The sequence below is a fragment of the Streptomyces sp. NBC_00005 genome, assembly GCF_045160215.1.
Taxonomy (GTDB): Bacteria; Actinomycetota; Actinomycetes; order Streptomycetales; family Streptomycetaceae; genus Streptomyces.
Genome location: NZ_CP108316.1, coordinates 8,177,605 through 8,203,526, shown reverse-complemented (window position 1 = coordinate 8,203,526; position 25,922 = coordinate 8,177,605). Strand labels below are relative to the sequence as shown.

Genomic DNA, 25,922 nt, shown 5'->3' with positions numbered 1-25,922 from the left:
GGGCGCCCTGTGTGGTCGTACCGCTCAGTTGTGGCTGTGCAGGATCTCGTTCAGACCGCCCCAGACCGCGTTGTTCGGGCGGGCCTCGACCGTGCCGGTGACCGAGTTGCGGCGGAAGAGGATGTTGGAGGCGCCGGAGAGTTCACGGGCCTTGACGATCTGTCCGTCCGGCATGGTCACGCGCGTGCCCGCGGTGACGTACAGCCCGGCCTCCACGACGCACTCGTCGCCGAGCGCGATGCCTACGCCCGCCTCGGCGCCGATCAGGCAGCGCTCGCCGATGGCGATGATGACGTTGCCGCCGCCGGAGAGCGTGCCCATGGTGGAGGCGCCGCCGCCGATGTCCGAGCCGTCACCGACCACGACACCGGCGGAGATACGGCCCTCGACCATCGACGTGCCGAGGGTGCCCGCGTTGAAGTTGACGAAGCCCTCGTGCATGACGGTGGTGCCCTCGGCGAGGTGCGCGCCGAGCCGCACGCGGTCCGCGTCGGCGATGCGGACGCCCTTGGGGGCGACGTAGTCCGTCATGCGCGGGAACTTGTCGATCGAGGTCACCTGGAGGTGCAGGCCCTCGGCCCGGGCGTTGAGCCGCACCTTCTCGATGTCGTCGACGGCCACCGGGCCGAGCGAGGTCCAGGCGACGTTGGCGAGGAAGCCGAACATGCCGTCCAGGCTCTGGCCGTGCGGCTTGACGAGCCGGTGCGAGAGGAGGTGCAGGCGCAGGTAGACGTCGTGTGCGTCGATCGGCTTCTCGTCGAGGGTGGAGATGACCGTGCGCACCGCGACCACCTCGACGCCCCGGCGGGCATCCGCACCGATCGCCTTCGCGGCGCCCTCGCCGAGCAGCTCCACGGCCTTCTCGGCGGACAGCCGCTCGGTGCCGGACGGGCCGGGCTCCGCGCTCAGCTCGGGGGCGGGGAACCAGGTGTCGAGAACAGTGCCGTCGGCGGCGATCGTGGCAAGGCCGGTGGCCACGGCGCCGGTGGTACGAGGAGCAGTCGTGTCGGTCATGAGGGCAACCTAACCGGCGGGAGGGTGCGGAGGCCAACCACCGGGGGCGGTGTCTCAGGTACCGGGCCACCCCTGGTTCGTCAGGGTGTGCCGGGCGCCTCCCGCATCCCCGACGTGCACCGGAGAGTTCACGGTTTCCCGGAAGGGACGGCAGGACCGGACACCACCCGCGCCAGCGCCTCGCGCGCGAACCCTTCGTCGTAGGGCGCCCCCGTCAGCAGCACCTGCAGACAGATGCCGTCCATCAGCGCGATGAGCGCGCGTGCCGTGACCGGGTCGGTGCGCCGGGCGAGCCGGTCGGTGAGGTCCTCGGCCCACTCGGCGGCGACGGGGCGCAGGGCGGGGCGGCGCAGGGCGGCGAGGTAGAGCTCGTATTCCAGCTCGACTCCGCTGCGCTCGCCGCTCAGCCACTCGCCCAGGATCCCCGCGAGGTCCGCGGCCAGGTCGCCCCGGGTGTCCTCCAGTGCGCCGTGCGCGGCGACGACCTTGGCGAAGCCCTCGTTGGCCTGCCGCAGTGCGGCGACCATCAGCTCGTCGAGGGTCTTGAAGTGGTACGTCGTCGAGCCGAGCGGTACGTCCGCCTCGGCGGCGGCCGAGCGGTGGCTCAGGCCGGCCAGGCCCTTCTCGCCCACCACCCGGATCGCGGCGTCGATGATCCGCTGGCGCCGGTCGGGGTCATAGCGACGGGCCATCAGTGCGCGCCCCCCAGGTTGAGCACCACGACCCCGACGATGATCAGCGCGATCCCGGCGGCCTTCTGGGTGGTCATCCCTTCCCCGAGGAAGAGCATGCCGATCCCCACGATGGCGGCGGTGCCGAGACCGGCCCAGATCGCGTAGGCCATGCCGACCGACATGGTCTTGAGTGTCTGGGCGAGCAGTGCGAAGGAGACGCCGTAGCCGACGATCGTCAGCACCGAGGGCCACAGCCGGCTGAAGCCGTGGCTGAACTTCATGGCGGTAGTGCCGCCCACCTCGGCGGCGATGGCCGCGAGGAGCACAAGGAATCCCATGCGTACGAGTGTACATAACGGCGCTCCGCCAGGCGCCCCACCGGTCGTGCGGGCTGGATGTGAGGGCCGGCGTTCCGCATGAGGAGGTTCAATTTTCATAGAAATCGCTCGCTGAAACCGCTCCCGACCCTGGCTCCACTCCACTAGGGTTTCACCGCTCAGTCACCCCACCCTCACCCCCGGCCACCGCCTTGTGCGCCGCTGGAGGAACAGCGCATGCCAGAAACCACCCCAGAGCCGCCTCCGAACCAACCCTGGGAGAACGGCTGGGTCCCCGACACGTCCCGGCCCCCCGGAACCCGAAGACTCTGGCTGGCCGGTGCGCTGGCCCTGGTCACGATCGTCTCGTGCGTGACGGCAATAGCCGTGATGGACAACGGTTCTGACGGCCCATCACGCGCCTCGAAGGACCCGTCGTCCGCCGAGTCCGCGACCGTGCCGGGCCTGATCTCCTTCGCCACGCCCTCCACGACGGAGCCCGCCGGGAAGAGCGGTCTGGCCACGGGTCGGCCCAGCACCTCCACGGCACCCCAGGAGAACGGCTCCCCGTCCGCGGCAGGCGGCGCCAAGCCCTCGAAGTCCTCGACGTCCCACGCGAGTTCACCGGCCGAGCCGAAGCCTTCGGCCACCTACAGGTCCGTCCGCTCGGTCAACTACCCGGACCGCTACTGGCACGTGAGCGGCGACTTCGTGAAACTCGACCCGATCACCTCCGCCTCGGCGCGGCAGGACGCCACCTTCAAGGCGGTCAAGGGCCTGGCCGACTCGTCGTGTTACTCCTTCGCGACGACCGACGGCACCTATCTCCGCCACCGCAACTTCCTGCTGCGCTCCGAACGCAACGACGGATCCGCCCTGTTCAAGCAGGACGCGACATTCTGCCCGCGGGCGTCGTCGTACTCGGGTGCGGTCATGCTGGAGTCGGTGAACTACCCGGGCCGCTTCCTGCGCCACCAGAACTTCCAGCTCAAACTGGACCCGTACCAGCAGAGCGACCTGTACCGCGCGGATTCGGCGTTCCGTTTGGTGGGCGGACTGGCCTGAGAGCCGGGTTCGGAACGTGCTATTGCTGCCACGGCACTAGGCGTCCCGGAAGGCGATCAGCGAGGTCTTCGGCCGCAGGACGCAGAACTCGTTGCCCTCGGGGTCGGCGAGTACCACCCACCCGACCGCGTCGCCCTGCCCGATGTCGACCCGCCGCGCCCCGAGCCCGAGGAGCCGCTCGACCTCGGTCGCCCGGTCGTCCGGAGCGAGGTCGAAGTGCAGCCGGTTCTTGACGGACTTCGGGTCGCTCACCGGCATGAAACAGATACCGGTCGGCGCGAACTCGTCGGGCCCGATGACGACTTCGCGTTCCTTCTCGGACAGGACCTTCCAGTCGAGGACCTGGCACCAGAACCGTGCGAGCCCGGGAAGGTCGTGGGCGTCGACGACGATGTGATGCAGCGAAACGGCCATACCTCCAAAGGTATGGCCGTTTCACACAAGCACGCAGAAGGCACTCAGACGTTGAACCCCAGCGCCCGAAGCTGCTCCCGCCCATCGTCCGTGATCTTGTCGGGACCCCACGGCGGCATCCAGACCCAGTTGATGCGCAGCTCGGAGACGAGACCGTCCGTGGCGGACTTGGCCTGGTCCTCGATGACGTCCGTCAGCGGGCAGGCCGCCGACGTCAGCGTCATGTCGAGCGTCGCGATGTTCGCGTCGTCGATGTGGATGCCGTAGATCAGGCCGAGGTTGACGACGTCGATGCCCAACTCGGGGTCGACGACGTCGTACAGCGCCTCGCGGACCTCTTCCTCCGAGGCCGGCTTCATTTCAACGGTCTCGCTCATGCCGTGTTCCTTTCGGCTTCGGCCCCGCCCAGGGCCTGGGCCGTTGCGTCCTTCCACGCCATCCAGCTGAGGAGGGCGCACTTGACCCGGGCCGGGTACTTGGAGACACCGGCGAACGCGACCGCGTCCTCCAGGATCTCCTCCATCGCGTCGTCGGGCTCGATCCTGCCCTTGGACTGCATCAGCTCCAGGAAGGTCTCCTGGACCTTCTGGGCGTCCGCGAGGTCCTTGCCGACCAGCAGTTCGTTCAGTACGGAGGCCGAGGCCTGGCTGATCGAGCAGCCCTGGCCCTCGTACGAGACGTCCTCGATCTTCGTGCCGTCGTACTTCACCCGCAGGGTGATCTCGTCGCCGCACGTCGGGTTGACGTGGTGCACCTCGGCGTCGCCATCCCGAAGACCACGCCCGTGCGGGTGCTTGTAGTGGTCCAGGATGACTTCCTGGTACATCGAATCCAGCTTCACGGTTTCAGCACGCCCCTCAGCCGAAGAAGTTCCGTACGTGCTCCAGTCCGTCGACCAGAGCGTCGATCTCGGCCGGCGTGGAGTACAGATAGAACGACGCTCGCGTGGTCGCAGGAATTCCGTAGCGCAGGCAGACGGGCCGCGCGCAGTGGTGGCCGACGCGGACCGCGATGCCCTCCTCGTCGAGAACCTGGCCCACGTCGTGCGGGTGGATGTCGCCGAGCGTGAAGGAGATCGCCGCACCCCGGTCCTCGGCCGTGCTCGGGCCGATGATCCGCAGGCCCGGAACCTCGCCGAGCCGCTTCACGGCGTACTCCGTGAGCGCGTGCTCGTGGGCGAGGATCTTGTCCATGCCGATCGCGGACAGGTAGTCGATCGCCGCGCCCAGACCGACCGCCTGAGCGATCGGCGGGGTGCCCGCCTCGAACTTGTGCGGGGCGGGAGCGTACGTCGACGAGTGCATCGACACCGTCTCGATCATCTCGCCGCCGCCCAGGAACGGGGGCAGGTCCTCCAGCAGTTCCTGACGGCCCCAGAGCACGCCGACGCCCGTCGGGCCGCACATCTTGTGGCCGGTGAAGGCCACGAAGTCGGCCTGGAGCGACTGCACGTCCAGCGGCATGTGGGGCGCCGCCTGCGAGGCGTCGATGCAGACCAGCGCACCGACCTCCTGCGCACGGCGCACTATCGCCTCGACCGGGTTGACCGTGCCGAGGATGTTCGACACCAGCACGAAGGAGACGATCTTCGTCTTCTCGGTGATGATCTCGTCGATGTTCGACAGATCCAGTCGACCGTCGTCGGTCAGGCCGAACCACTTCAGCTTCGCGCCCGTGCGCTGCGAGAGCAGCTGCCACGGCACGATGTTGGAGTGGTGCTCCATCTCCGTGATGACGATCTCGGTCTCGTGGTCCACGCGGTAGGGCTCGTCGGCCCAACCCAGCATGTTCGCCACGAGGTTGAGCGACTCGGAGGCGTTCTTGGTGAAGATCACCTCGTCGCGGCTCGGCGCGTTGATGAACGACGCGACCTTGTCGCGCGCGCCCTCGTACAGCGCCGTGGCCTCCTCGGCGAGCACATGCACACCGCGGTGGACGTTGGCGTTGTAGCGCTCGTAGTACTCGTTCAGGGCGTCGAGCACCTGGCGCGGCTTCTGCGAGGTCGCCGCGTTGTCCAGGTACACGAGCTTCCGGCCGTCGTGGACCTGGCGGTCCAGGATGGGGAAGTCCTTGCGGATCGCCTCTGTGTCGAGGAGGCCCGGCAGCTGTGTCACGCGGATGCGCCACCCTTCGTGTATGCCTCGTAGCCCTCGTTCTCCAGCTTGTCGGCGAGCTCGGCGCCGCCGGACTCGACGATGCGACCGCCGGAGAAGACGTGGACGTAATCGGGCTTGATGTAGCGCAGGATGCGCGTGTAGTGCGTGATCAGCAGGGTGCCGACATCACCGGTCTCGCGGACGCGGTTGACGCCCTCGGAGACGACGCGCAGGGCGTCGACGTCGAGGCCGGAGTCGGTCTCGTCGAGGATCGCGATCTTCGGCTTGAGCAGCTCGAGCTGGAGGATCTCGTGGCGCTTCTTCTCACCGCCGGAGAAGCCCTCGTTGACGTTGCGCTCGGCGAAGGCGGGGTCCATGTTGAGGCGCTCCATGGCCCCCTTGACCTCCTTCACCCAGGTGCGCAGCTTGGGGGCCTCGCCGCGGATGGCCGTGGCGGACGTCCGCAGGAAGTTGGAGACCGAGACGCCGGGGACCTCGACCGGGTACTGCATCGCCAGGAACAGGCCCGCGCGGGCGCGCTCGTCGACGGACATCTCCAGGACGTCCTCGCCCTCGAGGGTGACGGTGCCGCCGGTGATCGTGTACTTCGGGTGGCCCGCGAGCGAGTAGGCGAGCGTCGACTTGCCGGAGCCGTTGGGGCCCATGATGGCGTGCGTCTCGCCCTGCTTCACGGTGAGGTCGACGCCCTTGAGGATCTCCTTCGTGGCGTTGTCGGCCTCGACGGTGACGTGCAAGTCGTGGATTTCAAGCGTTGCCATGGGTGCCTCAGGACTCCTGGTTGAGGGAGACGAGAACGTCGTCCCCTTCGATCTTTACGGGGTATACGGGGACGGGGCGCGTCGCGGGAAGACCGGACGGCTTGCCGGTGCGGAGGTCGAAGCTGGAGCCGTGCAGCCAGCACTCGATCTGACAGTCCTCCACCTCGCCCTCGGAGAGCGAGACGTTCGCGTGCGAGCAGATGTCGTGGATCGCGAACACCTCCCCCTCGGTCTGCACGACCGAGACCGGCGTGCCGTCGAGTTCCACCCGTTTCGGGGTGTCCTCCTCCAGCTCGCTCAGTCCGCAGGCGCGTACGAATGCCGACATCAGACCGACGCCTCCAGCTCCTCGTCGATCTTCACGAGGAGGCGTTCCTGAATGTCGTCGACGCCGATCTGCTGGACCAGCTCGGCGAAGAAGCCGCGGACCACGAGGCGGCGGGCCTCGTCGGCCGGGATACCGCGGGCCATCAGGTAGAAGAGCTGCTCGTCGTCGAAGCGGCCGGTGGCGGAGGCGTGGCCGGCGCCGACGATCTCGCCGGTCTCGATCTCGAGGTTCGGCACGGAGTCGACGCGGGCGCCGTCGGTCAGAACCAGGTTGCGGTTCATCTCGTACGTGTCCGTGCCCTCGGCCTTGGCCTCGATGAGGACGTCGCCGATCCACACCGCGTGGGCGGCCTCGCCCTGCAGCGCGCCCTTGTAGGCGACGTTCGACTTGCAGTGCGGGGTGTTGTGGTCGACCAGGAGGCGGTGCTCCTGGTGCTGGCCCGCGTCCGTGAAGTACAGCCCGAACAGCTCGGCCTCGCCGCCGGGGCCGGCGTAGGCGACGCGCGGGTGCAGACGTACGAGGTCGCCGCCGAAGGTGACCACGAACGACTTGAAGGTGGCGTCCCGGCCGATGAGGGCGTTGTGCTGGGCCACGTGCACGGCCTTGTCGTCCCAGTCCTGGACCGAGACGACGGTCAGCTTGGCGCCGTCGCCCAGGATGTAGTCGACGTTGGCGGCGAGCACCGCGTCACCGGTGTGGTCGATGACGACGACGGCCTCGGCGAAGGCTCCCAGCTCGATGACCTGGTGGCCGTAGGAGACACCGCCCTCGCCGTGCACGGTGACGCGGATCGGCTCGGTGAGCACCGTCTCCTTGGGGACGGTGATCACGCCGGCCTTCTCGAACGCCGAGTAGGCCTGGGCGGCGATGCGGTCCACCGGGGTGCCCGCCTTGCCGAGGCGCGGGTCGTCACGGTCCACGGTCTCGACGGTGACGCCCTCGGGGGCCTGGACGTCGACCTTCACGCCCTCGCCGGTCGCGATGGCGGTGCCGTCGTGCAGCCCGCGCAGGCGCTCCAGCGGGGTGAACCGCCACTCCTCCTCGCGGCCGTGCGGGACCGGGAAGTCCGCCACGTCGAAGGACGGGGGGGCGCTCATGCGCGTGGCGACGGTCGACTCGGCGGCCACCGCGATCTGGCCCGCGGTGGTGGACCCCACGGGGATGTTCTGAGCCTCAGCCATGGCTGTCGGTCTGCTCTCTTCCTACGTCAGATTTCGCTAGCTGCTGTACAGAAGACCGGGTCTTAACCGACCGCGCCTTCCATCTGCAGCTCGATCAGCCGGTTGAGCTCCAGCGCGTACTCCATCGGCAGCTCCTTCGCGATGGGCTCGACGAAGCCGCGCACGATCATCGCCATCGCCTCGAACTCGGTCATGCCCCGGCTCATCAGGTAGAAGAGCTGGTCGTCGCTGACCTTGGAGACGGTGGCCTCGTGGCCCATGGACACGTCGTCCTCGCGGACGTCCACGTAGGGGTACGTGTCGGAGCGGGAGATGGTGTCGACGAGCAGCGCGTCGCACAGCACGTTGGACTTGGAGCCGTGGGCGCCCTCGCCGATCTCGACGAGACCGCGGTAGGACGTACGGCCGCCGCCACGCGCCACGGACTTCGAGACGATGTTGGAGGAGGTGTTCGGCGCCATGTGGACCATCTTGGAGCCGGCGTCCTGGTGCTGCCCCTCGCCCGCGAAGGCGATGGAGAGGGTCTCGCCCTTGGCGTGCTCGCCCATCAGGTAGACGGCCGGGTACTTCATGGTGACCTTGGAGCCGATGTTGCCGTCGATCCACTCCATGGTCGCGCCCTCGTACGCCACGGCGCGCTTGGTGACCAGGTTGTAGACGTTGTTCGACCAGTTCTGGATGGTCGTGTAGCGGCAGCGGGCGTTCTTCTTGACGATGATCTCGACGACCGCGGAGTGCAGCGAGTCCGACTTGTAGATCGGGGCCGTACAACCCTCGACGTAGTGCACGTAGGCACCCTCGTCGACGATGATCAGGGTCCGCTCGAACTGGCCCATGTTCTCCGTGTTGATGCGGAAGTAGGCCTGGAGCGGGATCTCGACCTGCACACCCTTGGGCACGTAGATGAAGGAACCGCCGGACCACACCGCGGTGTTCAGCGACGCGAACTTGTTGTCGCCGACCGGGATGACGGTGCCGAAGTACTCCTTGAAGAGCTCCGGGTGCTCCTTCAGAGCGGTGTCGGTGTCGAGGAAGATGACGCCCTGCTCCTCCAGGTCCTCACGGATCTGGTGGTAGACGACCTCGGACTCGTACTGGGCCGCGACGCCCGCGACGAGGCGCTGCTTCTCCGCCTCCGGGATGCCGAGCTTGTCGTACGTGTTCTTGATGTCCTCGGGCAGGTCCTCCCAGGACTCCGCCTGCTTCTCCGTGGAGCGCACGAAGTACTTGATGTTGTCGAAGTCGATGCCCGACAGGTCCGAGCCCCAGTTCGGCATGGGCTTCTTGTCGAACAGGCGCAGGCCCTTGAGGCGGAGCTTGGTCATCCACTCCGGCTCGTTCTTCTTCGCGGAGATGTCCCGGACGACGTCCTCGTTGATGCCGCGCTTGGCAGAGGCACCGGCCACGTCGGAGTCGGCCCAGCCGTATTCGTAGTTGCCCAGACCCTCGAGCTCAGGGTGGGCAGTCTCCTCGATGGGGAGCGTCATGCGGGGTTCCTCCCGGCGGTACTTGCAGATGCGTGATGAGTGGTCTGGGAAATCTTGGGGATGAACGTCGTGCAGACGCCGTCGCCGTGCGCGATGGTCGCCAGCCGCTGGACGTGTGTGCCGAGCAGCTGGGAGAAGATCTCGGTCTCCGCCTCGCACAGCTGCGGGAACTTCTCCGCGACATGGGCCACCGGGCAGTGGTGCTGGCAGAGCTGCTCACCTTTTTGCGGGAGGGGGGCGCTGCGAGCCGTAGCAGCGTACCCGTCCGCGCTCAGGGCCTTGGCCAGGGCTTCGGTGCGCTCCTCGGGGGCGGCGGCCTCGATCGCCTTGCGGTAGGCGGTGGCCTGCTCGGCGATCCTCGCGCGTGCGAACGCGACGACCGCCTCGTCCCCGCCGAACCGCTCCTGGATCCAGCGCAGGGCGTCCGCGGCGAGCTTGTCGTAGGACTGGTCGAAGGCGTCGCGGCCGCAGTCGGTGAGCGCGAACACCTTGGCGGGACGGCCGCGCGTCCGCGCGCCGTACACCCGCTGCTCGCGAGCCTCCACGACGTCGTCGGCGACCAGTGCGTCCAGATGACGCCGTACGGCCGCGTGGGTCAGGCCCAGGCGCCCGGCCAGGTCGGCGACGGTCGAGGGCCCGTGGTCCAGGATGGATCGCGCGACGCGGTTGCGTGTCGAGCGCTCACCGGTCGCGTGCTCTTCCTGGTGCGCCCCCGTGGGGGGCACCAGAGCCTCGCCGACGTTTTTCACAACGCCATTGTTGCGTAATTCCTCTGGGGCGGGCAAGCCGCGTCCCGACGGATGGACGGTGCCCTGCATCACTTAGGCACACCTAACCTGACCTGCGAAAACGATCTTTGATCGATCGGCGTGCGGGCAATTCGGTGGCGTCGCCCGGCGCCTTCCGGGACACTGCCGAACCATGTCGACACCCCCTCCGACCGGCCCTCTTGTCACTCGGGACACCGTCGCCGCACAACTTGGCACGCTGGGCGTCGAGACCGGCGAGATCCTTCTCGTGCACTCCTCGCTCAGCTCCCTCGGCTGGGTCTGCGGAGGCGCCGTCGCGGTCGTCCAGGGACTTCTCGACGCGCTCGGCCAGATGGGCACTCTGGTCGTGCCGACCCAGTCCGGCGGCCTTTCGGACCCGGCGCTGTGGGGCAACCCGCCGGTGCCCGAGGAGTAGTGGGAGCGGATCCGGGCCACGATGCCCGCGTACGACCCGCTGGTCACACCGTCGCGCGGGGTCGGCGTGATCCCGGAGACCGTGCGCCGGTGGCCGGGCGCGCTGCGTAGTGCGCATCCCCAGACGTCGTTCGCGGCACTCGGCCCGCGCGCGGCGGAGATCGTCGACGGCCACGCGACCGACTGCCGGCTCGGCGAGCAGAGCCCGCTGGCGCGGCTGGAGAGGCTGGGCGCGCGGGTCCTGCTGCTCGGCGCGCGGTACGAGGCGTGCACGAGCTTCCATCTCGCCGAGTACCGGATACCGTCGCCGCTCGTGCGGGTGGGGCGGCCCGCGCCCGGCGGCGGCTGGGAGGTGGTGACCGAGGTGTCGATCACCTCCGAGCGCTTCGACGAGCTGGGGTACGACTTCGAGCGGGACCGTGCCGTCGTCCGCGGAAAGGTGGGCGCGGCCGACGCACGGCTGTTCCCCGTGGCGGACGCGGTGGCGTACGCGGAGCGGTGGTTGGCGCTGCACCGGTCCCGGGAGGACGAGATCCCCGCGGTACCCGGGAGTGGAGATCCTGCACCCGCCGGTCCGGGCCGCCGAGCCCGTACCTAGACTCTGGCCCATGCGAAGTGAGCCCGTGGTCCAGGTTCAGGCCCTGGTGAAGCGGTACGGCACGAAAACCGCTGTGAACGGCCTCGACCTGGTGGCCAAGGCGGGCGTGACCGCCGTACTCGGCCCGAACGGCGCGGGCAAGACGACCACCGTCGAGACCTGCGAGGGATACCGCAAACCGGACTCCGGCGCGGTGCGCGTTCTCGGCCTCGACCCGGTGCGGCAGGCCCGTGAGCTGCATCCCCGCATCGGCGTGATGCTGCAGTCCGGTGGCGTCTACTCGGGCGCGCGGGCGGACGAGATGCTGCGGCATGTCGCCAAGCTGCACGCGAACCCGCTGGATGTGGACGCGCTCATAGAGCGGCTCGGCCTCGGCGGCTGCGGTCGTACGACGTACCGCCGTCTCTCCGGTGGCCAGCAGCAGCGGCTCGCGCTCGCGATGGCGGTCGTGGGGCGTCCGGAGCTGGTGTTCCTGGACGAGCCGACCGCGGGCCTGGACCCGCAGGCCCGGCACGCGACATGGGATCTCGTCCGCGACCTGCGCACCGACGGCGTCTCGGTCATCCTCACCACGCATTACATGGACGAGGCCGAGCAGCTCGCCGACGACGTCGCCATCATCGACGCCGGCCGGGTCATCGCCCAGGGCTCCCCGGAGGAGCTGTGCCGCGGCGGCGCCGAGAACACCCTGCGCTTCACCGGCCGCCCCGGCCTGGACGTGGGTTCCCTGCTGAAGGCACTCCCGGCGGACTGCTCGGCGGCGGAGTTGACGCCGGGCTCGTACCGCGTCGTCGGCAAGGTCGACCCGCAGCTGCTGGCGACGGTGGCGTCCTGGTGCGCGCAGCACGGAGTGATGCCGGACCGGATCTCGGTGGAGCGGCACACGTTGGAAGACGTCTTCCTGGAACTGACGGGCAAGGAGCTCCGCTCATGACGACCGCCACGGGCACTTACACGCCGAGGCCCGGCGCGGCGCCCCTCCCCCGCATGATCGCGGCGCAGGCCGTGCTCGAGACGAAGATGCTGCTGCGCAACGGCGAGCAGCTGCTGCTGACCGCCGTGATCCCGACGCTGCTGCTGGTGCTGTTCAGCTCGGTGGACATCGTGGACACGGGGACGGGCAAGTCCGTCGACTTCCTGACCCCCGGCATCCTGGCCCTCGCCGTGATGTCCACCGCCTTCACGGGCCAGGCCATCGCGACGGGCTTCGAACGCCGCTACGGCGTCCTCAAGCGCCTCGCCTCCTCGCCGCTCCCCCGCTGGGGCCTGATGACCGCGAAGACGGCGTCAGTGCTGGTCACGGAGATCCTGCAGGTGATCCTCCTGACGGTGATCGCCTTCGCACTGGGCTGGTCGCCGCACGGCAACCCACTCGCCGTCCTGCTCCTGCTGATCCTGGGCACGGCGGCCTTCTCGGGCCTCGGCCTGCTGATGGCGGGCACGCTGAAGGCGGAGGCCACGCTGGCCGCCGCCAACCTGGTCTTCCTGCTGCTCCTCGTGGGCGGCGGCGTGATCGTCCCGATGGACAAGTTCCCGCAGGGCGCGCAGGACGTGCTGGGCTTGCTGCCGATCTCGGCTCTGTCGGACGGGTTGCGGGACGTGCTGCAGCACGGGGCGGGGATGCCGTGGGGGGACCTGGGGATTCTGGGGGTGTGGGCTGTTGTGGGGCTGGCTGTGGCGGGGAAGTTCTTCCGCTGGGAGTAGGTGTGCCGTTACGGACCCTCGTGAAAGCGTGCACAAGCAGCGGCCTACGATGGTGCCCGTGCCAAACCTGACCCGCGCCGACACCGTGGCGGCCCTGCGCAACCCGCTCTCCTTCATCGCCGCACGCTGGACCCCGGAACCCCGGACGGTTCAGCGGTCGGCTCTTTCCGCGCTCGTCATGTCGGTGGTCATCGTGGTCACCGGCGGTGCGGTGCGGCTGACCGGTTCCGGGCTCGGCTGCCCGACCTGGCCCAAGTGCACCGCCGACTCGCTCGCGCCCACCGGTGCCATGAACTTCCACAGCGCCATCGAGTTCGGCAACCGCATGCTGACGTACGTGCTGTGCGCCGCCATCGGCTGGGCGATCATCGCCGCGCGCTCCGAGAAGCCGTACCGGCGGAGTCTGACCCGTCTCGGCTGGTTGCAGTTCTGGCTGGTCATGAGCAACGCGGTGCTGGGCGGCATCGTCGTCCTGGTCGGCCTCAACCCGTACACGGTCGCGGCCCACTTCCTGCTCGCCTCGGCGCTGATCGCGGTCGCCACCGTGATGTGGCAGCGCACCCGCGAGGGCGACGGGGCGCCCCGCCCACTGGTCGGCAAGCCCGTGCAGCAGTTGGTGTGGTTCCTGGTCGCCGCTTCCGTGCTGCTGATCGCGGTGGGCACCGTGGTGACCGGCTCCGGTCCGCACGCGGGTGACTCCAGCGAGGTCGAGCGGATGCCGCTGGACTGGGAGACGGTCAGCAAGCTGCACGCCGTACTGGCCTGGATCGTGGTCACGCTGACCTTCGCCCTGTGGTTCATCCTCAAGGCGGTCGACGCCCCCAAGAGCCCGCTGCACCGCGCCCGCGAGCTCTTCCTGATCCTGCTCGCGCAGGGCGTCATCGGCTACGTCCAGTACTTCACCAACCTCCCCGAGGCCCTGGTCGGCCTGCACATGCTCGGCTCGGCCCTGGTGTGGATCGGGGTGCTGCGGGTGCTGCTGGCGCTGCGGGAACGGCCGGAGGTCGTCGCCGACCTGCCGGGCCCCTCGGCCGAGGTGACGGTGGGCACGCGCGCGTAGCGGCCCTGTCAGTCAGTACGGCTCACTCCAGCCCGTACACCCTGCGCGCGTTCCCGGCCGCGATCAGTCCCGCCACCCGCTGCGCGTCCGTCGGCGACCACGCCCCCTCGGCGACCCAGCCGCCCAGCACGCGCCCCAGGGCCTCCCGGAACAGCTGCGCCCCCACGACGTGCAGCTCGGGCAGCCCATGGGCGCCGCTGGAGAAGAGGATCTTGCCGAAGGGGGCCAGTTCCAGGATCTCCGCGAGGACGGTCGCGGCGCGGGCGCCGGTGCGGACCAGGGCGGCGCCCGAGTCGGCGTACACGTGCGGGAAGACGCCGGCGAGGTGGGCGGCGTGGCGGTGGTAGGGGTAGCCGTGCAGCAGGACCAGGTCGGTGCCGAGACCGGCCGTCGCGCGGACGAAGTCCGTGAGCAGCACCGGGTCCGTACGGTCGATGCGCTGGCCCGGTTCGCCGAGCCCCGCGTGCAGTTGGAGCGGCAGGCCGGAGGCGACGGCGATCCACAGCAGGTGCCGCAGCAGCACGGGATCGCTCAGCTCGCCGCCCACCCGGCGCCCGGTCAGCCACCGGCCGGCGGCGCCTCGCACCTCCCCCGGCCCCGGCGGCTCGGGCGCCAGCGCCAGGCCGTGCCGTACGCCCGCGACGGAGGTGAAGGCCACGGCGTTCACGGCGGCGCCGTGCACCGACTCCGCGAGGTTGGCGAGGAAGGACTCGACGGTGCCGGAGGTGTCGGCGACCTGTTCGGCCAGTAACTCCAGGCGGACGATCTCGCGGGCCTCGGCGGCGCCTGCGGACGCGAGCTCGGTGGGCCCGGTGAGGTCGCCGGGCAGCCCGGTGTCGACCAGGTACGTCGTGATGCCGCTGCCGCGCAGCAGCCTGCGGCCCGTTTCCAGTACGCCCAGTTCACGACGCCGGGCGAGGTAACGGGCGGGGGGACAGTGCGGTTCCAGACCGAGCAGCGGGGGGCACCAACGGCGTACGGCGAAACCGGTCTGGGTGTCGAAGAGTGTGGTGCCGGGGGCGGGCGGGCCCTCGGTGCGGGCCAGCTGGGCCTCGAAGGTGCCGAGGCCCAGCTCCGTCCGCAGTACGCCGTGGCAGTACTGGTCCACGAGGGACGGCGTTTCGATCATCCGGACTCCCCGTGTGCTGGACCCTGCGTCGGTTACAGGTCCTAACGGGTGAACCGGGCACTAGGTGTTGCTCTCACACACCCGGTGTGAACCGCCGGCAGCTGTCAGCTGTTGCTCGGACCGCCCAGCTGGATCCCCGCCATGCGCGTCCACTCGTACGGGCCCGTCTTCACCTTGGCCGCGAACTCGCCGTCGAAGTCCTCGTGGACGGTGATGCCGGACTTCTCCACGGCCTTCTCGGCCAGCTCGTACGAGGGCGCCACCAGGTCGCCCCAGCCGCCGTCCTCGCCGACGAGGACGATGCGCGCGCCGCGCTCGCCGATGTACGCCACCTGGCCCTCGGCCCCGCCGTGCGCCTTGGAGAAGGCACTGATCTGCTTGGCGAGCTTCGCCGCCTTGCGCTCGGCCTTGGGGTCAACCTGCTGCGTGTCTGCCATGGTCAGGATGCTACCGACGGGTACATCGAACGGCGACGGGCGGGGTGCGTGGCCTTGGCCACGCACCCCGCCCGTCGGACGTCACACAGGGAGTCAGCGCAGGAAGGGGTCCACCGCGACCGCGACGAACAGGATCGACACGTAGGTGATGGACCAGTGGAACAGCCGCATCTCCTTCAGCTTCCCGCCCGTCACCTCGGCCTTGGCGCGGTTCTGCAGCCCGTGCGCCTCCCACAGCCAGAAGCCGCCGGCCAGCAGTGCCACGAGCGTGTAGAACCAGCCCGTGTAGCCCAGCGGGGTCAGGAGCAGCGACACCGCGACCATCACCCAGCTGTAGATCACGATCTGCTTGGCGACCACCTTGTTGGAGGCGACGACCGGCAGCATCGGCACGCCCACGCGCGCGTAGTCCTCTTTCACCTTCATGGACAGCGGCCAGTAGTGCGGCGGCGTCCAGAAGAACATGACGAGGAAGAGGACGATCGGCGCCCACGACATGGAGTCGGTGACGGCCGACCAGCCGATGAGCACCGGAAGGCAGCCGGCGATGCCGCCCCACACGATGTTCTGCGAGGTACGGCGCTTGAGGATCATCGTGTAGACGACGACGTAGAAGAGGAGCGCGCCGAGCGACAGCCAGGCCGACAGCCAGTTGACGGTGAGGCCGAAGAGGAGCGTGGAGACCACGGCGAGGGTGATGCCGAAGGCGAGGCACTCGCGCGGGCTGACCATGCCGGTGACCAGGGGGCGCTGCGAGGTGCGGTCCATGAGCGCGTCGATGTCGCGGTCGATGTACATGTTCAGCGCGTTGGCGCCGCCCGCGGAGAGGTAGCCGCCGAGGCAGGTGAGCAGCACCAGCGTCAGGTCGGGCACGCCCTGCTGGGCGAGGAACATCACCGGAACGGTGGTGATGAGCAGGAGCTCGATGATCCGCGGCTTGGTCAGCGCCACGAACGCCTTGACACGGGCCCCGAACGGCCGGTGACGCGGGCTCTCGCTTGCACCGAGTACCCCCGCTGGACGGGATTCGACGGCCGTCACGCACACCCCTACAGAGACATCCCAGCAGGCATCACCGTGTGAAGTCCCGGTAGAGGCCCGCGCGTACCACGCCACTGTAGACGTTGCCCATACCTCGACCTTCGCGGGGGTGGGGTCGTGTTGGGAGAGGCCCTTGACCAGCCGCGCACGGGTGCGCGCATCGGTCGTACCGAAGCTCGATTGAGCAGCCGGATGAGCAGCTGCGTATTCAGTTGCCGAATGCGATCCGCCCAGTCGGGAGGCGGATCCCCCGAAGGCCCGGCAGTCTGGAATGACTCGAAAAATTGCACGTTCTTACGGGGGTAGGCTCGACAGCGGCCGGTGGGCGCCAAGTGCACCGGTATTCGACATGCGTGACATGTGGAGAGGAGCCCTGACCCAGGGTGAGCACCAAGCCGACCACCACAGACCTCGAGTGGACCGAGTTGGACCAGCGGGCCGTTGACACCGCCCGCGTCCTGGCCGCCGACGCCGTACAGAAGGTCGGCAACGGCCATCCGGGTACGGCGATGAGCCTGGCGCCCGCCGCATACACCCTCTTCCAGAAGGTGATGCGGCACGACCCGGCCGACCCGGACTGGGTTGCCCGCGACCGCTTCGTGCTGTCCGCCGGACACTCGTCCCTGACCCTCTACACGCAGCTCTACCTGGCCGGCTTCGGCCTGGAGCTGGACGACCTGAAGGCCTTCCGCACGTGGGGTTCGAAGACCCCCGGCCACCCGGAGTACGGCCACACCAAGGGCGTCGAGACGACGACCGGTCCGCTCGGCCAGGGTGTCGCCAACGCGGTGGGCATGGCGATGGCCGCCCGTTACGAGCGCGGTCTGTTCGACCCGGACGCTCCGCAGGGCGAGTCCCCCTTCGACCACTTCGTCTTCGCGATCGCCGGTGACGGCTGCCTCCAGGAGGGCATCTCCGCCGAGGCGTCCTCGATGGCCGGCCACCAGGAACTGGGCAACCTGATCCTGCTGTGGGACGACAACCACATCTCGATCGAGGGCGACACCGAGACGGCCGTCTCCGAGGACACCGTCAAGCGGTACGAGGCCTACGGCTGGCATGTGCAGCGCGTCGCCCCGAAGCCGGACGGCGACATCGACCCGCACGCGATCTACAACGCGATCGAGGCCGCGAAGAAGGTGACGGACAAGCCGTCCTTCATCGCGATGCGCTCGATCATCGCCTGGCCCGCCCCGAACGCGCAGAACACCGAGGCCGCGCACGGCTCGGCGCTCGGCGACGACGAGGTCGCGGCCACCAAGCGCGTCCTGGGCTTCGACCCGGAGCAGAGCTTCGAGGTCTCCGACGAGGTCCTCAAGCACGCCCGTCAGGCGCTGGAGCGCGGCCGCGAGGCGAAGGCCGAGTGGGACAAGTCGTTCCAGCTGTGGCGCCAGAACAACGCCGAGCGTGCCGCCGAGTTCGACCGGATCCACGCGGGCGAGCTGCCCACCGGCTGGGAGGAGAAGATCCCGGTCTTCGAGGCGGGCAAGGGCATCGCGACCCGTGCCGCGTCCGGCAAGGTGTTGCAGGCGCTCGGTGCCGTGATCCCCGAGCTGTGGGGCGGCTCCGCCGACCTGGCCGGCTCGAACAACACGACCATCGACAAGAACAGTTCGTTCCTGCCGGCGGACAACCCGCTGCCGGAGGCGGACCCGTACGGCCGCACGATCCACTTCGGCATCCGCGAGCACTCCATGGCCGCGGAGATGAACGGCATCACCCTGCACGGCAACACCCGTGTCTACGGCGGTACGTTCCTGGTCTTCTCCGACTACATGCGCAACGCGGTGCGCCTGTCCGCGCTGATGCACCTGCCGGTGACGTACGTGTGGACGCACGACTCCATCGGCCTGGGCGAGGACGGCCCCACCCACCAGCCGATCGAGCACCTGGCCTCGCTGCGCGCCATCCCGGGCCTGAACGTCGTGCGCCCGGCCGACGCCAACGAGACCGCGATCGCCTGGCGCCAGATCCTGGGGCGCTACACCAAGGTCTTCGGCAAGGGCGCCCCGCACGGCCTGGCGCTGACCCGCCAGGGTGTGCCGACGTACGAGCCCAACGAGGACGCGGCCAAGGGTGGTTACGTGCTGTTCGAGGCCTCCACCGGAACGCCGGAGGTCGTCCTCATCGCGACCGGTTCCGAGGTGCACGTCGCCGTCGAGGCGCGCGAGCAGCTCGAGGCGGACGGTGTGCCGACGCGGGTCGTGTCCATGCCGTGCGTGGAGTGGTTCGAGGAACAGGACCAGGGGTACCGGGACAGCGTCCTGCCGCCGCACGTGAAGGCGCGGGTCGCGGTCGAGGCGGGTATCGGTCTCACCTGGCACAAGTACGTCGGGGACGCCGGTCGCATCGTTTCCCTGGAGCACTTCGGTGCTTCGGCCGACGGCAAGGTCCTCTTCCGCGAGTTCGGCTTCACTGCCGAGAACGTGGCCGCCAAGGCGCGGGAATCCATCACCGCCGCCCAGCGCTGACGCTCACATACGACACGTAGGAGATGTAATTCCATGACAGACGCACTCAAGCGCCTCTCCGAAGAAGGCGTCGCGATCTGGCTGGACGACCTGTCGCGCAAGCGGATCACGTCCGGCAACCTCGCTGAGCTGATCGACCAGCAGCACGTCGTGGGCGTCACCACCAACCCGACGATCTTCCAGAAGGCGATCAGCAGCGGCGACGGTTACGAGCAGCAGCTCACCGACCTCGCAGCCCGCAAGGTCACCGTCGACGAGGCCGTACGCATGATCACGACGGCGGACGTCCGCGACGCCGCCGACATCCTGCGTCCGGTCTTCGACGCCACCGACGGCCAGGACGGCCGCGTGTCGATCGAGGTCGACCCGCGTCTGGCCCACAACACCAAGGCGACGATCGCCGAGGCCAAGCAGCTGGCCTGGCTGGTCGACCGTCCCAACACGCTGATCAAGATCCCGGCCACCAAGGCGGGCCTTCCGGCGATCACCGAGGTCATCGGCCTCGGCATCAGCGTCAACGTCACGCTGATCTTCTCGCTGGAGCGCTACCGCGAGGTCATGGACGCCTACCTCTCCGGCCTGGAGAAGGCCAAGGCGCGCGGCCTCGACCTGTCGCTGATCCGCTCCGTGGCGTCCTTCTTCGTGTCCCGCGTGGACACCGAGATCGACCAGCGGCTCGACGCCCTGGGCACCGACGAGGCCAAGGCGCTGCGCGGCAAGGCCGCCGTCGCCAACGCGCGTCTGGCCTACCAGGCGTACGAGGAGGTCTTCTCCTCGGCCCGCTGGAGCAAGCTGGAGAACGCGGGCGCCCGCAAGCAGCGTCCGCTGTGGGCCTCCACCGGCGTGAAGGACCCGGCGTACAAGCCGACCCTGTACGTCGACGACCTGGTGGCACCGAACACGGTGAACACCATGCCGGAGGCCACCCTGCAGGCCACCGAGGAGCACGGCTCGATCACCGGCAACACCGTCGCCGGCACGTACGAGCAGGCCCGCGCCGACATCGACGCCGTCGAGAAGCTCGGGATCTCGTACGACGACGTGGTGCAGCTCCTGGAGGACGAAGGCGTCGAGAAGTTCGAGGCGTCCTGGAACGACCTGCTCAAGTCGACCGAGGCGGAGCTGGAGCGCCTCGCCCCCTCGGAGGGCTGATCTCTTGGCTCCTTTCACCGGTTCCGGAGCGAATCCGCTTCGTGACCCCGCCGACCGACGGCTTCCGCGCATCGCGGGGCCGTCGGGCCTGGTCATCTTCGGCGTCACGGGCGATTTGTCCCGAAAGAAGCTGATGCCCGCGGTGTACGACCTTGCCAACCGGGGTCTGCTGCCGCCGGGCTTCTCGCTGGTCGGCTTCGCCCGCCGCGAGTGGAAGCACGAGGACTTCGCCGCCGAGGTCCATGACGCCGTCAAGGAGCACGCCCGTACGCCGTTCCGCGAGGAGGTCTGGCAGCAGCTCATCCAGGGGATGCGCTTCGTCCAGGGCACCTTCGACGACGACGACGCGTTCGAGCGGCTGCGCGCCACCATCGAGGAGCTCGACAAGGCACAGGGCACGGGCGGCAACTTCGCCTTCTACCTGTCGGTGCCGCCGCGCTCCTTCCCCGTGGTCATCCAGCAGCTGAAGAAGCACGGCCTCGCCGACCAGAGCAGCGGCTCCTGGCGGCGCGCGGTCATCGAGAAGCCCTTCGGTCATGACCTGAAGTCGGCCGAGGACCTCAACAGGGTCGTCCACGAGGTCTTCGCCCCGGACCAGGTCTTCCGCATCGACCACTACCTGGGCAAGGAGACCGTCCAGAACATCCTGGCGCTGCGCTTCGCCAACACGATGTTCGAGCCGATCTGGAACCGGTCCTTCGTGGACCACGTGCAGATCACCATGGCCGAGGACATCGGCATCGGCGGCCGCGCCGGCTACTACGACGGCATCGGCGCCGCCCGTGACGTCATCCAGAACCACCTGCTCCAGCTGATGGCCCTCACGGCCATGGAGGAGCCGGCCTCCTTCGACGCGGACGCGCTGGCCGCGGAGAAGACCAAGGTGCTCGGGGCCGTACGGCTGCCGAAGGACCTGGGCCGGGACACCGTGCGCGGGCAGTACGCGGAGGGCTGGCAGGGCGGCGAGAAGGCGGTCGGGTACCTCCAGGAGGAGGGCATCAACGTCAATTCGAAGACCGACACCTACGCGGCGATCAAGGTGGAGGTGGACAACCGCCGTTGGGCGGGCGTCCCGTTCTACCTCCGCACCGGCAAGCGCCTGGGCCGCCGCGTCACCGAGATCGCGGTCGTCTTCCAGCGGGCCCCGCACTCCCCCTTCGACCACACGGCGACGGAGGAGCTCGGCAAGAACGCGATCGTCATCCGCGTCCAGCCGGACGAGGGTGTGACGGTCCGCTTCGGCTCGAAGGTGCCGGGCACGTCGATGGAGATCCGTGACGTGTCGATGGACTTCGCCTACGGCGAGTCCTTCACGGAGTCCAGCCCGGAGGCGTACGAACGCCTGATCCTGGACGTCCTCCTGGGCGACTCCAACCTCTTCCCGCGCACCGAGGAGGTCGAGCTGTCCTGGCAGATCCTCGACCCGATCGAGCAGTACTGGGACAAGAACGGCAAGCCGGCCCAGTACCCCTCCGGTACCTGGGGCCCCGTCGAAGCGGACGAAATGCTCGAGCGAGACGGACGGAGCTGGCGCCGGCCATGAAGATAGACCTCACGGACACCACGGCCAGCAAGATCAACAAGGCGCTGGTGCAGGGGCGGCGGGCCATCGGCACGCCCGCCGTCGGCATGGTGCTGACGCTGGTCATCGTGACGGACGAGGAGAACGCCTACGACGCCCTGAAGGCCGCGAACGACGCCTCGCACGAGCACCCCTCGCGCACCCTCGTGGTCATCAGGCGCGTCTCGCGCTCCCCCCGCGACCGTACGCAGTCCCGTCTGGACGCCGAGGTCCGGGTGGGCGCGGACGCGGGCACGGGCGAGACGGTCGTGCTGCGCCTGTACGGCGAAGTCGTGCACCACGCGCAGTCCGTCGTCCTCCCCCTGCTGCTGCCGGACGCCCCGGTGGTGGCCTGGTGGCCGGTGAGCGCGCCCCTCGACCCGGCGAACGACCCCCTGGGCGCCCTCGCCCAGCGCCGCGTCACGGACACGTACGCCGCGGAGCAGCCGGTACGGGAGCTCACGGCCCGCGCCGACACCTACACCCCCGGCGACACCGACCTCTCCTGGACCCGCATCACGCCCTGGCGCTCGATGCTGGCCGCCGCCCTCGACCAGGTCACCTGCGAGGTGGAGTCCGTCGAGGTGGAGGGCGAGGAGTTCAACCCGAGCTGCGAGCTGCTGGCGATGTGGCTGGCGGACCGGCTGGACGTACCGGTCAAGCGGTCGCTGTCCGGCGGACCGGGCCTGACGTCGGTGCGCATGGCGACGGACACGGGCCAGATAGTCCTGGACAGGGCGGACGGCTCGCTCGCGACGTTGTCCATCCAGGGCCAGCCGGACCGTGCGGTGGCGCTGAAGCGGCGCGAGACGGCGGAGCTGATCGCCGAGGAGCTGCGGCGGCTGGACCCGGACGACACGTACGCGTCGGCCCTGCGGTTCGGTGTGGACCGGCTCAACGCGGCACCGGCACCGTCGGTTTCGATCGAGGAGCCGGCGGCTTCCGTCGATGATGAGCCGGCGTCCAAAAGCGGGGAGCCCGCTCCCAAAGGGGAGTCGGCCCAGGCCGCTGCTGAAGCTTCCGCACCGGAAGCGGCGGCGGAGGAGGCACCGTTGAGGAACGGGGCGAAGAAGGCGGCGGCGAAGTGAGTACTCCGCAGCTGGTCGTGCACCGCGACAAGGAACTGATGGCGCAGGCCGCCGCGGCCCGCCTCATCACGAAGATCGTGGACGCGCAGGCCTCCCGGGGCTACGCGTCCGTGGTCCTCACCGGCGGCCGCAACGGCAACGGCCTGCTGGCGGCCCTGGCCGGCCAACCGGCCCGGGACGCGATCGACTGGAGCCGGCTCGACCTCTGGTGGGGAGACGAGCGCTTCCTCCCCGAGGGCGACCCGGAGCGCAATGTCACGCAGGCCCGTGAGGCGCTGCTCGACGCCGTACCGCTGGACCCGAAGCGCGTGCACGCGATGCCCGCGTCGGACGGACTGTTCGGGGCGGACGTCGAAGCGGCGGCGGCGGGTTACGCGGAGGAACTGGCCCGTTCGGCGGGCCCCGAGAACCACGGGGCCGTGCCCACGTTCGACGTCCTGATGCTGGGCGTCGGTCCGGACACGCATGTCGCGTCCCTCTTCCCGGAGCTCCCGGCGGTACGGGAGACCGAGCGCACGGTGGTGGGCGTCCATGGCGCGCCGAAGCCGCCACCGACGCGGGTGACTCTGACGCTGCCGGCGATCCGGGCGGCGCGGGAGGTCTGGCTCCTTGCCGCCGGTGCGGACAAGGCGCAGGCTGCGGCGATTGCGCTGTCGGGCGCGGGTGAGGTGCAGGCGCCTGCTGCGGGTGCGCGTGGGCGTTCGCGGACGTTGTGGCTGCTGGACTCGGCGGCGGCATCCCAGCTGCCACGGTCGCTTTATCCGCCGGCTTCGCCGTGAGTTGGGGGCGGCGAGGGGTCTTCGCCCCCGCCGCCCCTACCCATTCCCGTCCCCTGGGGGCTCCGCCCCCAGACCCCCGATCGGCCTGAACCGCCTCGTCCTCAAAGGCCGGACGGGCTGAGAGATCCTGGCGGGCCAAAGGATTCACGCCTCGGCCGGCACCCTCACTTCACGGACCCCGCCATAACCCCCTGCACAAAGTGCCGCTGAAACGCGAAGAACACCACCACGGGCACCACCAGCGACACAAACGCCCCGGGCGCCAGCACATCGATGTTGCTCCCGAACTGCCGTATCTGCGACTGGAGTTGCACAGTCAACGGCTGTGAGGAGCTGTCCGCGAACAGCAGAGCCACCAGCATGTCGTTCCACACCCACAGGAACTGGAAGATGGCGAGAGAGGCAATCGCCGGCCGCCCCACCGGCAGCACCAGCCGCGTGAAGATCCGCCACTCACTGCCCCCGTCCATGCGGGCGGCCTCCAGCATCTCCTTCGGCATCTCGGCGAAGTAGTTCCGCAGCAGGAACACGGCGAACGGCAGTCCGTACGCCACATGGAACAGCACGACACCCGGAATCGTGCCGAACAGCCCCAGCTCACCGAAGAGTTTGGCCACCGGCAGCAGGCCGATCTGCACCGGCACCACCAACAGGGCGACCACGAGCAGGAAGATGGCCTCCCGGCCGGGGAAGTCGAGCCAGGCGAAGGCGTATCCGGCCAGCGCAGCGAGCACCACGACCAGCAGGGTCGCCGGCACGGAGATGAGCACCGTGTTCCAGAACGCCTGCGTCATCCCGGCGTTCTTCAGCAGCGCCGAGTAGTTGTCGAAGGACAGCCGGCCGGGACTGGAGAACACCGTCCACCAGCCGCTCGTGGCCGAATCCTGCGCCGACCGCAGCGACGAGACGAACAGCCCCGCCAGTGGGGTGACCCACACCAGGCCGATCAGCACCAGGAAGGCCTGCACCACGCCGTTGCCCAGGCCACGCCTGACCGCGTTCATCGCTGACTCCTTCGGAAACGACGGACGTTGAAGACCATGGCGGGCAGGACGAGGAGCAGGAGCAGCACGCCGAGCGCGCTGCCGAGACCCTGGTTGTTGCCGCCGCCGAACGACACCAGCCACATCTGCGTCGCGAGGACGGTCGCGTCCTCCTGCACCGGGCCCGGCGCAATGATGTAGACGAGGTCGAAGACCTTCATCACGTTGATCACGAGGGTCACGAAGACCACGGTCAGCACGGGTGCCAGCAGCGGCACGGTGATGCGCCGGAAGATCTGCCACTCGTTCGCGCCGTCCATCCGCGCCGCCTCCAGCGCGTCCCGCGGCAGGGTCGCGAGACCGGCACCGATCAGCACCATCGCGAAGCCCGTCCAGATCCACAGGTACGCCCCGATGATCGCCGGCGTGACGAGCGCAGGTCCGAGCCAGGAGACGCCTTGATACGGCTGCGCGAAGTTCGACGCGGGCAACTCCACTGTGTACGAGCCGGACTTCAGCCCCGAGAAGTGGAAGGACCCGTCGGCCGCGGTCGTCGTATGCGCGACCGTCGTCCCGTCGTCGCGCACCGCCTCGACCTTCATCTCCGGCAGCCCGCTCTCGCGCCGGTCGACCTTGCCCTGCTTGCCACCCCCGCCGGGCGTGAAGTCCAGGTAGACGACTCCGCGCACCTCGTCGGCCGCCGCCTTGCGACTCGCGGCCGCATACGCGGGCTCGGCGCCGCCCGGCAGGTCCTTCGGCGCCACGCCCACCAGCCCGAGCGTCACCGACTCCCCCGGCGACACGCTCCCGCTCGTCCGGTACGAGCCGTCCGTCCCCGCCTTCAGCCCCTGGCCCTCGCGAGCCCGTGCGGTCGGATACTGCGAGGTGCCCTTGAAGGCGTCGTGCACGCCGACCACGGCCGCGTTCAGCACGCCCTTGTTCGGGTCCTGGTCGTAGGCGAGCCGGAAGATGATGCCCGCCGCCAGGAAGGACACCGCCATCGGCATGAACAGCAGCAGTTTGAAGGCCGTCGCCCAGCGGACCTTCTCCACCAGTACGGCGAGGATCAGGCCCAGGCCGGTCAGCAGCGCGGGCGCCACCACGACCCAAATGGCCGTGTTCCGCACCGCCTTGAGCGTCGCCGGGTCCCGGAACATCTCGGTGTAGTTCTCGCCGCCGACGAAGCGCGTGCCGGACGCGTCGAAGAAGCTGCGACCGATCGAGAACAGCACCGGGTACACGACCAGGGCTCCCAGCAGGAGCAGCGCCGGGAAGACGAACAGGAGGGCGATGAACCGGGCCCGCCGACGTGAGCGCCGGGCCCGCTCAACCGCCCCGACCGCAGGCGGACTTGCCTCTTTCACCAACGTAGCGGTCATC

At 69.2% G+C, this 25,922-nt stretch carries 26 protein-coding genes and 1 pseudogene; 10 read left to right on the top strand and 17 right to left on the bottom strand.

All coding sequences use genetic code 11. The features are described 5' to 3' along the window. Nucleotides 1–24 precede the first annotated feature (24 nt). The 3 genes from dapD to OG303_RS37445 all read right to left on the bottom strand — a co-directional run bounded on the left by dapD (nt 25) and on the right by OG303_RS37445 (nt 2,026). The gene (dapD, locus tag OG303_RS37455; RefSeq protein WP_405874122.1) at nt 25–1,014 is read right to left on the bottom strand and encodes a 2,3,4,5-tetrahydropyridine-2,6-dicarboxylate N-succinyltransferase; all 990 of its coding nucleotides are present in this window, start codon (nt 1,012–1,014) and stop codon (nt 25–27) included. A 128-nt stretch (nt 1,015–1,142) separates the two neighbouring features. Then, on the bottom strand, nt 1,143–1,706 hold the full coding sequence (locus OG303_RS37450; protein ID WP_405874121.1) for a TetR/AcrR family transcriptional regulator: 564 nt from the start codon (nt 1,704–1,706) through the stop codon (nt 1,143–1,145). After that, nucleotides 1,706–2,026: a DMT family transporter gene (locus tag OG303_RS37445; protein ID WP_405874119.1), complete on the bottom strand. Its 321-nt coding sequence runs from the start codon at nt 2,024–2,026 to the stop codon at nt 1,706–1,708. The genes OG303_RS37450 and OG303_RS37445 overlap by 1 nt, the downstream gene beginning before the upstream one ends. A gap of 216 nt (nt 2,027–2,242) precedes the next feature. On the opposite strand from OG303_RS37445, the gene OG303_RS37440 reads away from it, so the two are divergent. Beyond that, a complete protein-coding gene (locus OG303_RS37440; protein WP_405874117.1) occupies nt 2,243–3,070 on the top strand; it encodes an AbfB domain-containing protein in 828 nt (275 codons plus the stop codon). Nucleotides 3,071–3,106: 36 nt separating this feature from the next. On the opposite strand, the gene OG303_RS37435 is transcribed toward OG303_RS37440, so the two are convergent. The 9 genes from OG303_RS37435 to OG303_RS37395 form a co-directional block, all read right to left on the bottom strand. Further along, nucleotides 3,107–3,484 carry a VOC family protein gene (locus OG303_RS37435; RefSeq protein ID WP_405874115.1) on the bottom strand — a complete coding sequence of 126 codons (378 nt, stop codon included), beginning with the start codon at nt 3,482–3,484 and terminating at the stop codon, nt 3,107–3,109. 44 nt (nt 3,485–3,528) lie between these two features. Then, nucleotides 3,529–3,861 (bottom strand): metal-sulfur cluster assembly factor, encoded by a 333-nt coding sequence (locus OG303_RS37430; RefSeq protein WP_028809645.1) that lies wholly within the window; start codon nt 3,859–3,861, stop codon nt 3,529–3,531. Beyond that, entirely contained in the window at nt 3,858–4,325 is a 468-nt protein-coding gene (sufU, locus tag OG303_RS37425; protein WP_405874114.1) for a Fe-S cluster assembly sulfur transfer protein SufU, read from the bottom strand. The genes OG303_RS37430 and sufU overlap by 4 nt, the downstream gene beginning before the upstream one ends. A 16-nt stretch (nt 4,326–4,341) precedes the next feature. Next, nucleotides 4,342–5,598, bottom strand: coding sequence for a cysteine desulfurase (locus tag OG303_RS37420; protein ID WP_405874112.1), 1,257 nt, complete (start codon nt 5,596–5,598; stop codon nt 4,342–4,344). Next, nucleotides 5,595–6,359, bottom strand: coding sequence for a Fe-S cluster assembly ATPase SufC (gene sufC, locus OG303_RS37415; RefSeq protein ID WP_405874110.1), 765 nt, complete (start codon nt 6,357–6,359; stop codon nt 5,595–5,597). Before sufC ends, OG303_RS37420 begins: the two co-directional genes overlap by 4 nt. Nucleotides 6,360–6,366: 7 nt before the next feature. After that, on the bottom strand, nt 6,367–6,687 hold the full coding sequence (locus tag OG303_RS37410) for a non-heme iron oxygenase ferredoxin subunit (RefSeq protein WP_405874109.1): 321 nt from the start codon (nt 6,685–6,687) through the stop codon (nt 6,367–6,369). Next, nucleotides 6,687–7,868 carry a Fe-S cluster assembly protein SufD gene (gene sufD, locus OG303_RS37405; RefSeq protein ID WP_405874107.1) on the bottom strand — a complete coding sequence of 394 codons (1,182 nt, stop codon included), beginning with the start codon at nt 7,866–7,868 and terminating at the stop codon, nt 6,687–6,689. Before sufD ends, OG303_RS37410 begins: the two co-directional genes overlap by 1 nt. Nucleotides 7,869–7,930: 62 nt before the next feature. Then, on the bottom strand, nt 7,931–9,355 hold the full coding sequence (sufB, locus tag OG303_RS37400) for a Fe-S cluster assembly protein SufB (RefSeq protein WP_405874106.1): 1,425 nt from the start codon (nt 9,353–9,355) through the stop codon (nt 7,931–7,933). Beyond that, nucleotides 9,352–10,104, bottom strand: a complete 753-nt coding sequence (locus tag OG303_RS37395; protein ID WP_405874105.1) for a helix-turn-helix transcriptional regulator — start codon at nt 10,102–10,104, stop codon at nt 9,352–9,354. Before OG303_RS37395 ends, sufB begins: the two co-directional genes overlap by 4 nt. Before the next feature lie 172 nt (nt 10,105–10,276). On the opposite strand from OG303_RS37395, the pseudogene OG303_RS37390 reads away from it, so the two are divergent. From OG303_RS37390 to OG303_RS37375, 4 genes and pseudogenes are all read left to right on the top strand, one after another. Continuing rightward, a pseudogene (locus OG303_RS37390) lies at nt 10,277–11,137 on the top strand (aminoglycoside N(3)-acetyltransferase). Nucleotides 11,138–11,147: 10 nt separating this feature from the next. Beyond that, nucleotides 11,148–12,071: an ABC transporter ATP-binding protein gene (locus OG303_RS37385; RefSeq protein WP_405874104.1), complete on the top strand. Its 924-nt coding sequence runs from the start codon at nt 11,148–11,150 to the stop codon at nt 12,069–12,071. Beyond that, a complete protein-coding gene (locus OG303_RS37380; RefSeq protein WP_405874103.1) occupies nt 12,068–12,841 on the top strand; it encodes an ABC transporter permease in 774 nt (257 codons plus the stop codon). Before OG303_RS37385 ends, OG303_RS37380 begins: the two co-directional genes overlap by 4 nt. A gap of 49 nt (nt 12,842–12,890) precedes the next feature. Continuing rightward, the gene (locus OG303_RS37375; RefSeq protein ID WP_405874101.1) at nt 12,891–13,901 is read left to right on the top strand and encodes a COX15/CtaA family protein; all 1,011 of its coding nucleotides are present in this window, start codon (nt 12,891–12,893) and stop codon (nt 13,899–13,901) included. A gap of 22 nt (nt 13,902–13,923) precedes the next feature. On the opposite strand, the gene OG303_RS37370 is transcribed toward OG303_RS37375, so the two are convergent. The 3 genes from OG303_RS37370 to OG303_RS37360 form a co-directional block, all read right to left on the bottom strand. Next, the gene (locus OG303_RS37370; protein ID WP_405874099.1) at nt 13,924–15,030 is read right to left on the bottom strand and encodes an amidohydrolase family protein; all 1,107 of its coding nucleotides are present in this window, start codon (nt 15,028–15,030) and stop codon (nt 13,924–13,926) included. Between the two features lie 104 nt (nt 15,031–15,134). Next, on the bottom strand, nt 15,135–15,467 hold the full coding sequence (locus OG303_RS37365; RefSeq protein WP_405874098.1) for a hypothetical protein: 333 nt from the start codon (nt 15,465–15,467) through the stop codon (nt 15,135–15,137). Nucleotides 15,468–15,560: 93 nt separating this feature from the next. Then, a complete protein-coding gene (locus OG303_RS37360; protein WP_405874096.1) occupies nt 15,561–16,514 on the bottom strand; it encodes a heme o synthase in 954 nt (317 codons plus the stop codon). A gap of 377 nt (nt 16,515–16,891) precedes the next feature. Between OG303_RS37360 and tkt the strand changes: the two genes are divergently transcribed. The 5 genes from tkt to pgl are packed head-to-tail and all read left to right on the top strand — an operon-like array spanning nt 16,892 to nt 23,559. Next, nucleotides 16,892–18,979 carry a transketolase gene (gene tkt / locus OG303_RS37355; protein ID WP_405874095.1) on the top strand — a complete coding sequence of 696 codons (2,088 nt, stop codon included), beginning with the start codon at nt 16,892–16,894 and terminating at the stop codon, nt 18,977–18,979. Between the two features lie 33 nt (nt 18,980–19,012). Beyond that, nucleotides 19,013–20,131, top strand: a complete 1,119-nt coding sequence (gene tal, locus OG303_RS37350; RefSeq protein WP_405874093.1) for a transaldolase — start codon at nt 19,013–19,015, stop codon at nt 20,129–20,131. Nucleotides 20,132–20,135: 4 nt separating this feature from the next. Further along, on the top strand, nt 20,136–21,674 hold the full coding sequence (gene zwf / locus OG303_RS37345; protein WP_405874091.1) for a glucose-6-phosphate dehydrogenase: 1,539 nt from the start codon (nt 20,136–20,138) through the stop codon (nt 21,672–21,674). After that, nucleotides 21,671–22,780 (top strand): glucose-6-phosphate dehydrogenase assembly protein OpcA, encoded by a 1,110-nt coding sequence (gene opcA / locus OG303_RS37340; protein ID WP_405874090.1) that lies wholly within the window; start codon nt 21,671–21,673, stop codon nt 22,778–22,780. The genes zwf and opcA overlap by 4 nt, the downstream gene beginning before the upstream one ends. Then, nucleotides 22,777–23,559: a 6-phosphogluconolactonase gene (pgl, locus tag OG303_RS37335; RefSeq protein WP_405874089.1), complete on the top strand. Its 783-nt coding sequence runs from the start codon at nt 22,777–22,779 to the stop codon at nt 23,557–23,559. Before opcA ends, pgl begins: the two co-directional genes overlap by 4 nt. Before the next feature lie 164 nt (nt 23,560–23,723). On the opposite strand, the gene OG303_RS37330 is transcribed toward pgl, so the two are convergent. After that, nucleotides 23,724–24,563, bottom strand: a complete 840-nt coding sequence (locus OG303_RS37330) for a carbohydrate ABC transporter permease (protein WP_405874088.1) — start codon at nt 24,561–24,563, stop codon at nt 23,724–23,726. Continuing rightward, nucleotides 24,560–25,921, bottom strand: a complete 1,362-nt coding sequence (locus tag OG303_RS37325; RefSeq protein WP_405874087.1) for a carbohydrate ABC transporter permease — start codon at nt 25,919–25,921, stop codon at nt 24,560–24,562. Before OG303_RS37325 ends, OG303_RS37330 begins: the two co-directional genes overlap by 4 nt. Between the last annotated feature and the right edge of the window lies 1 nt (nt 25,922).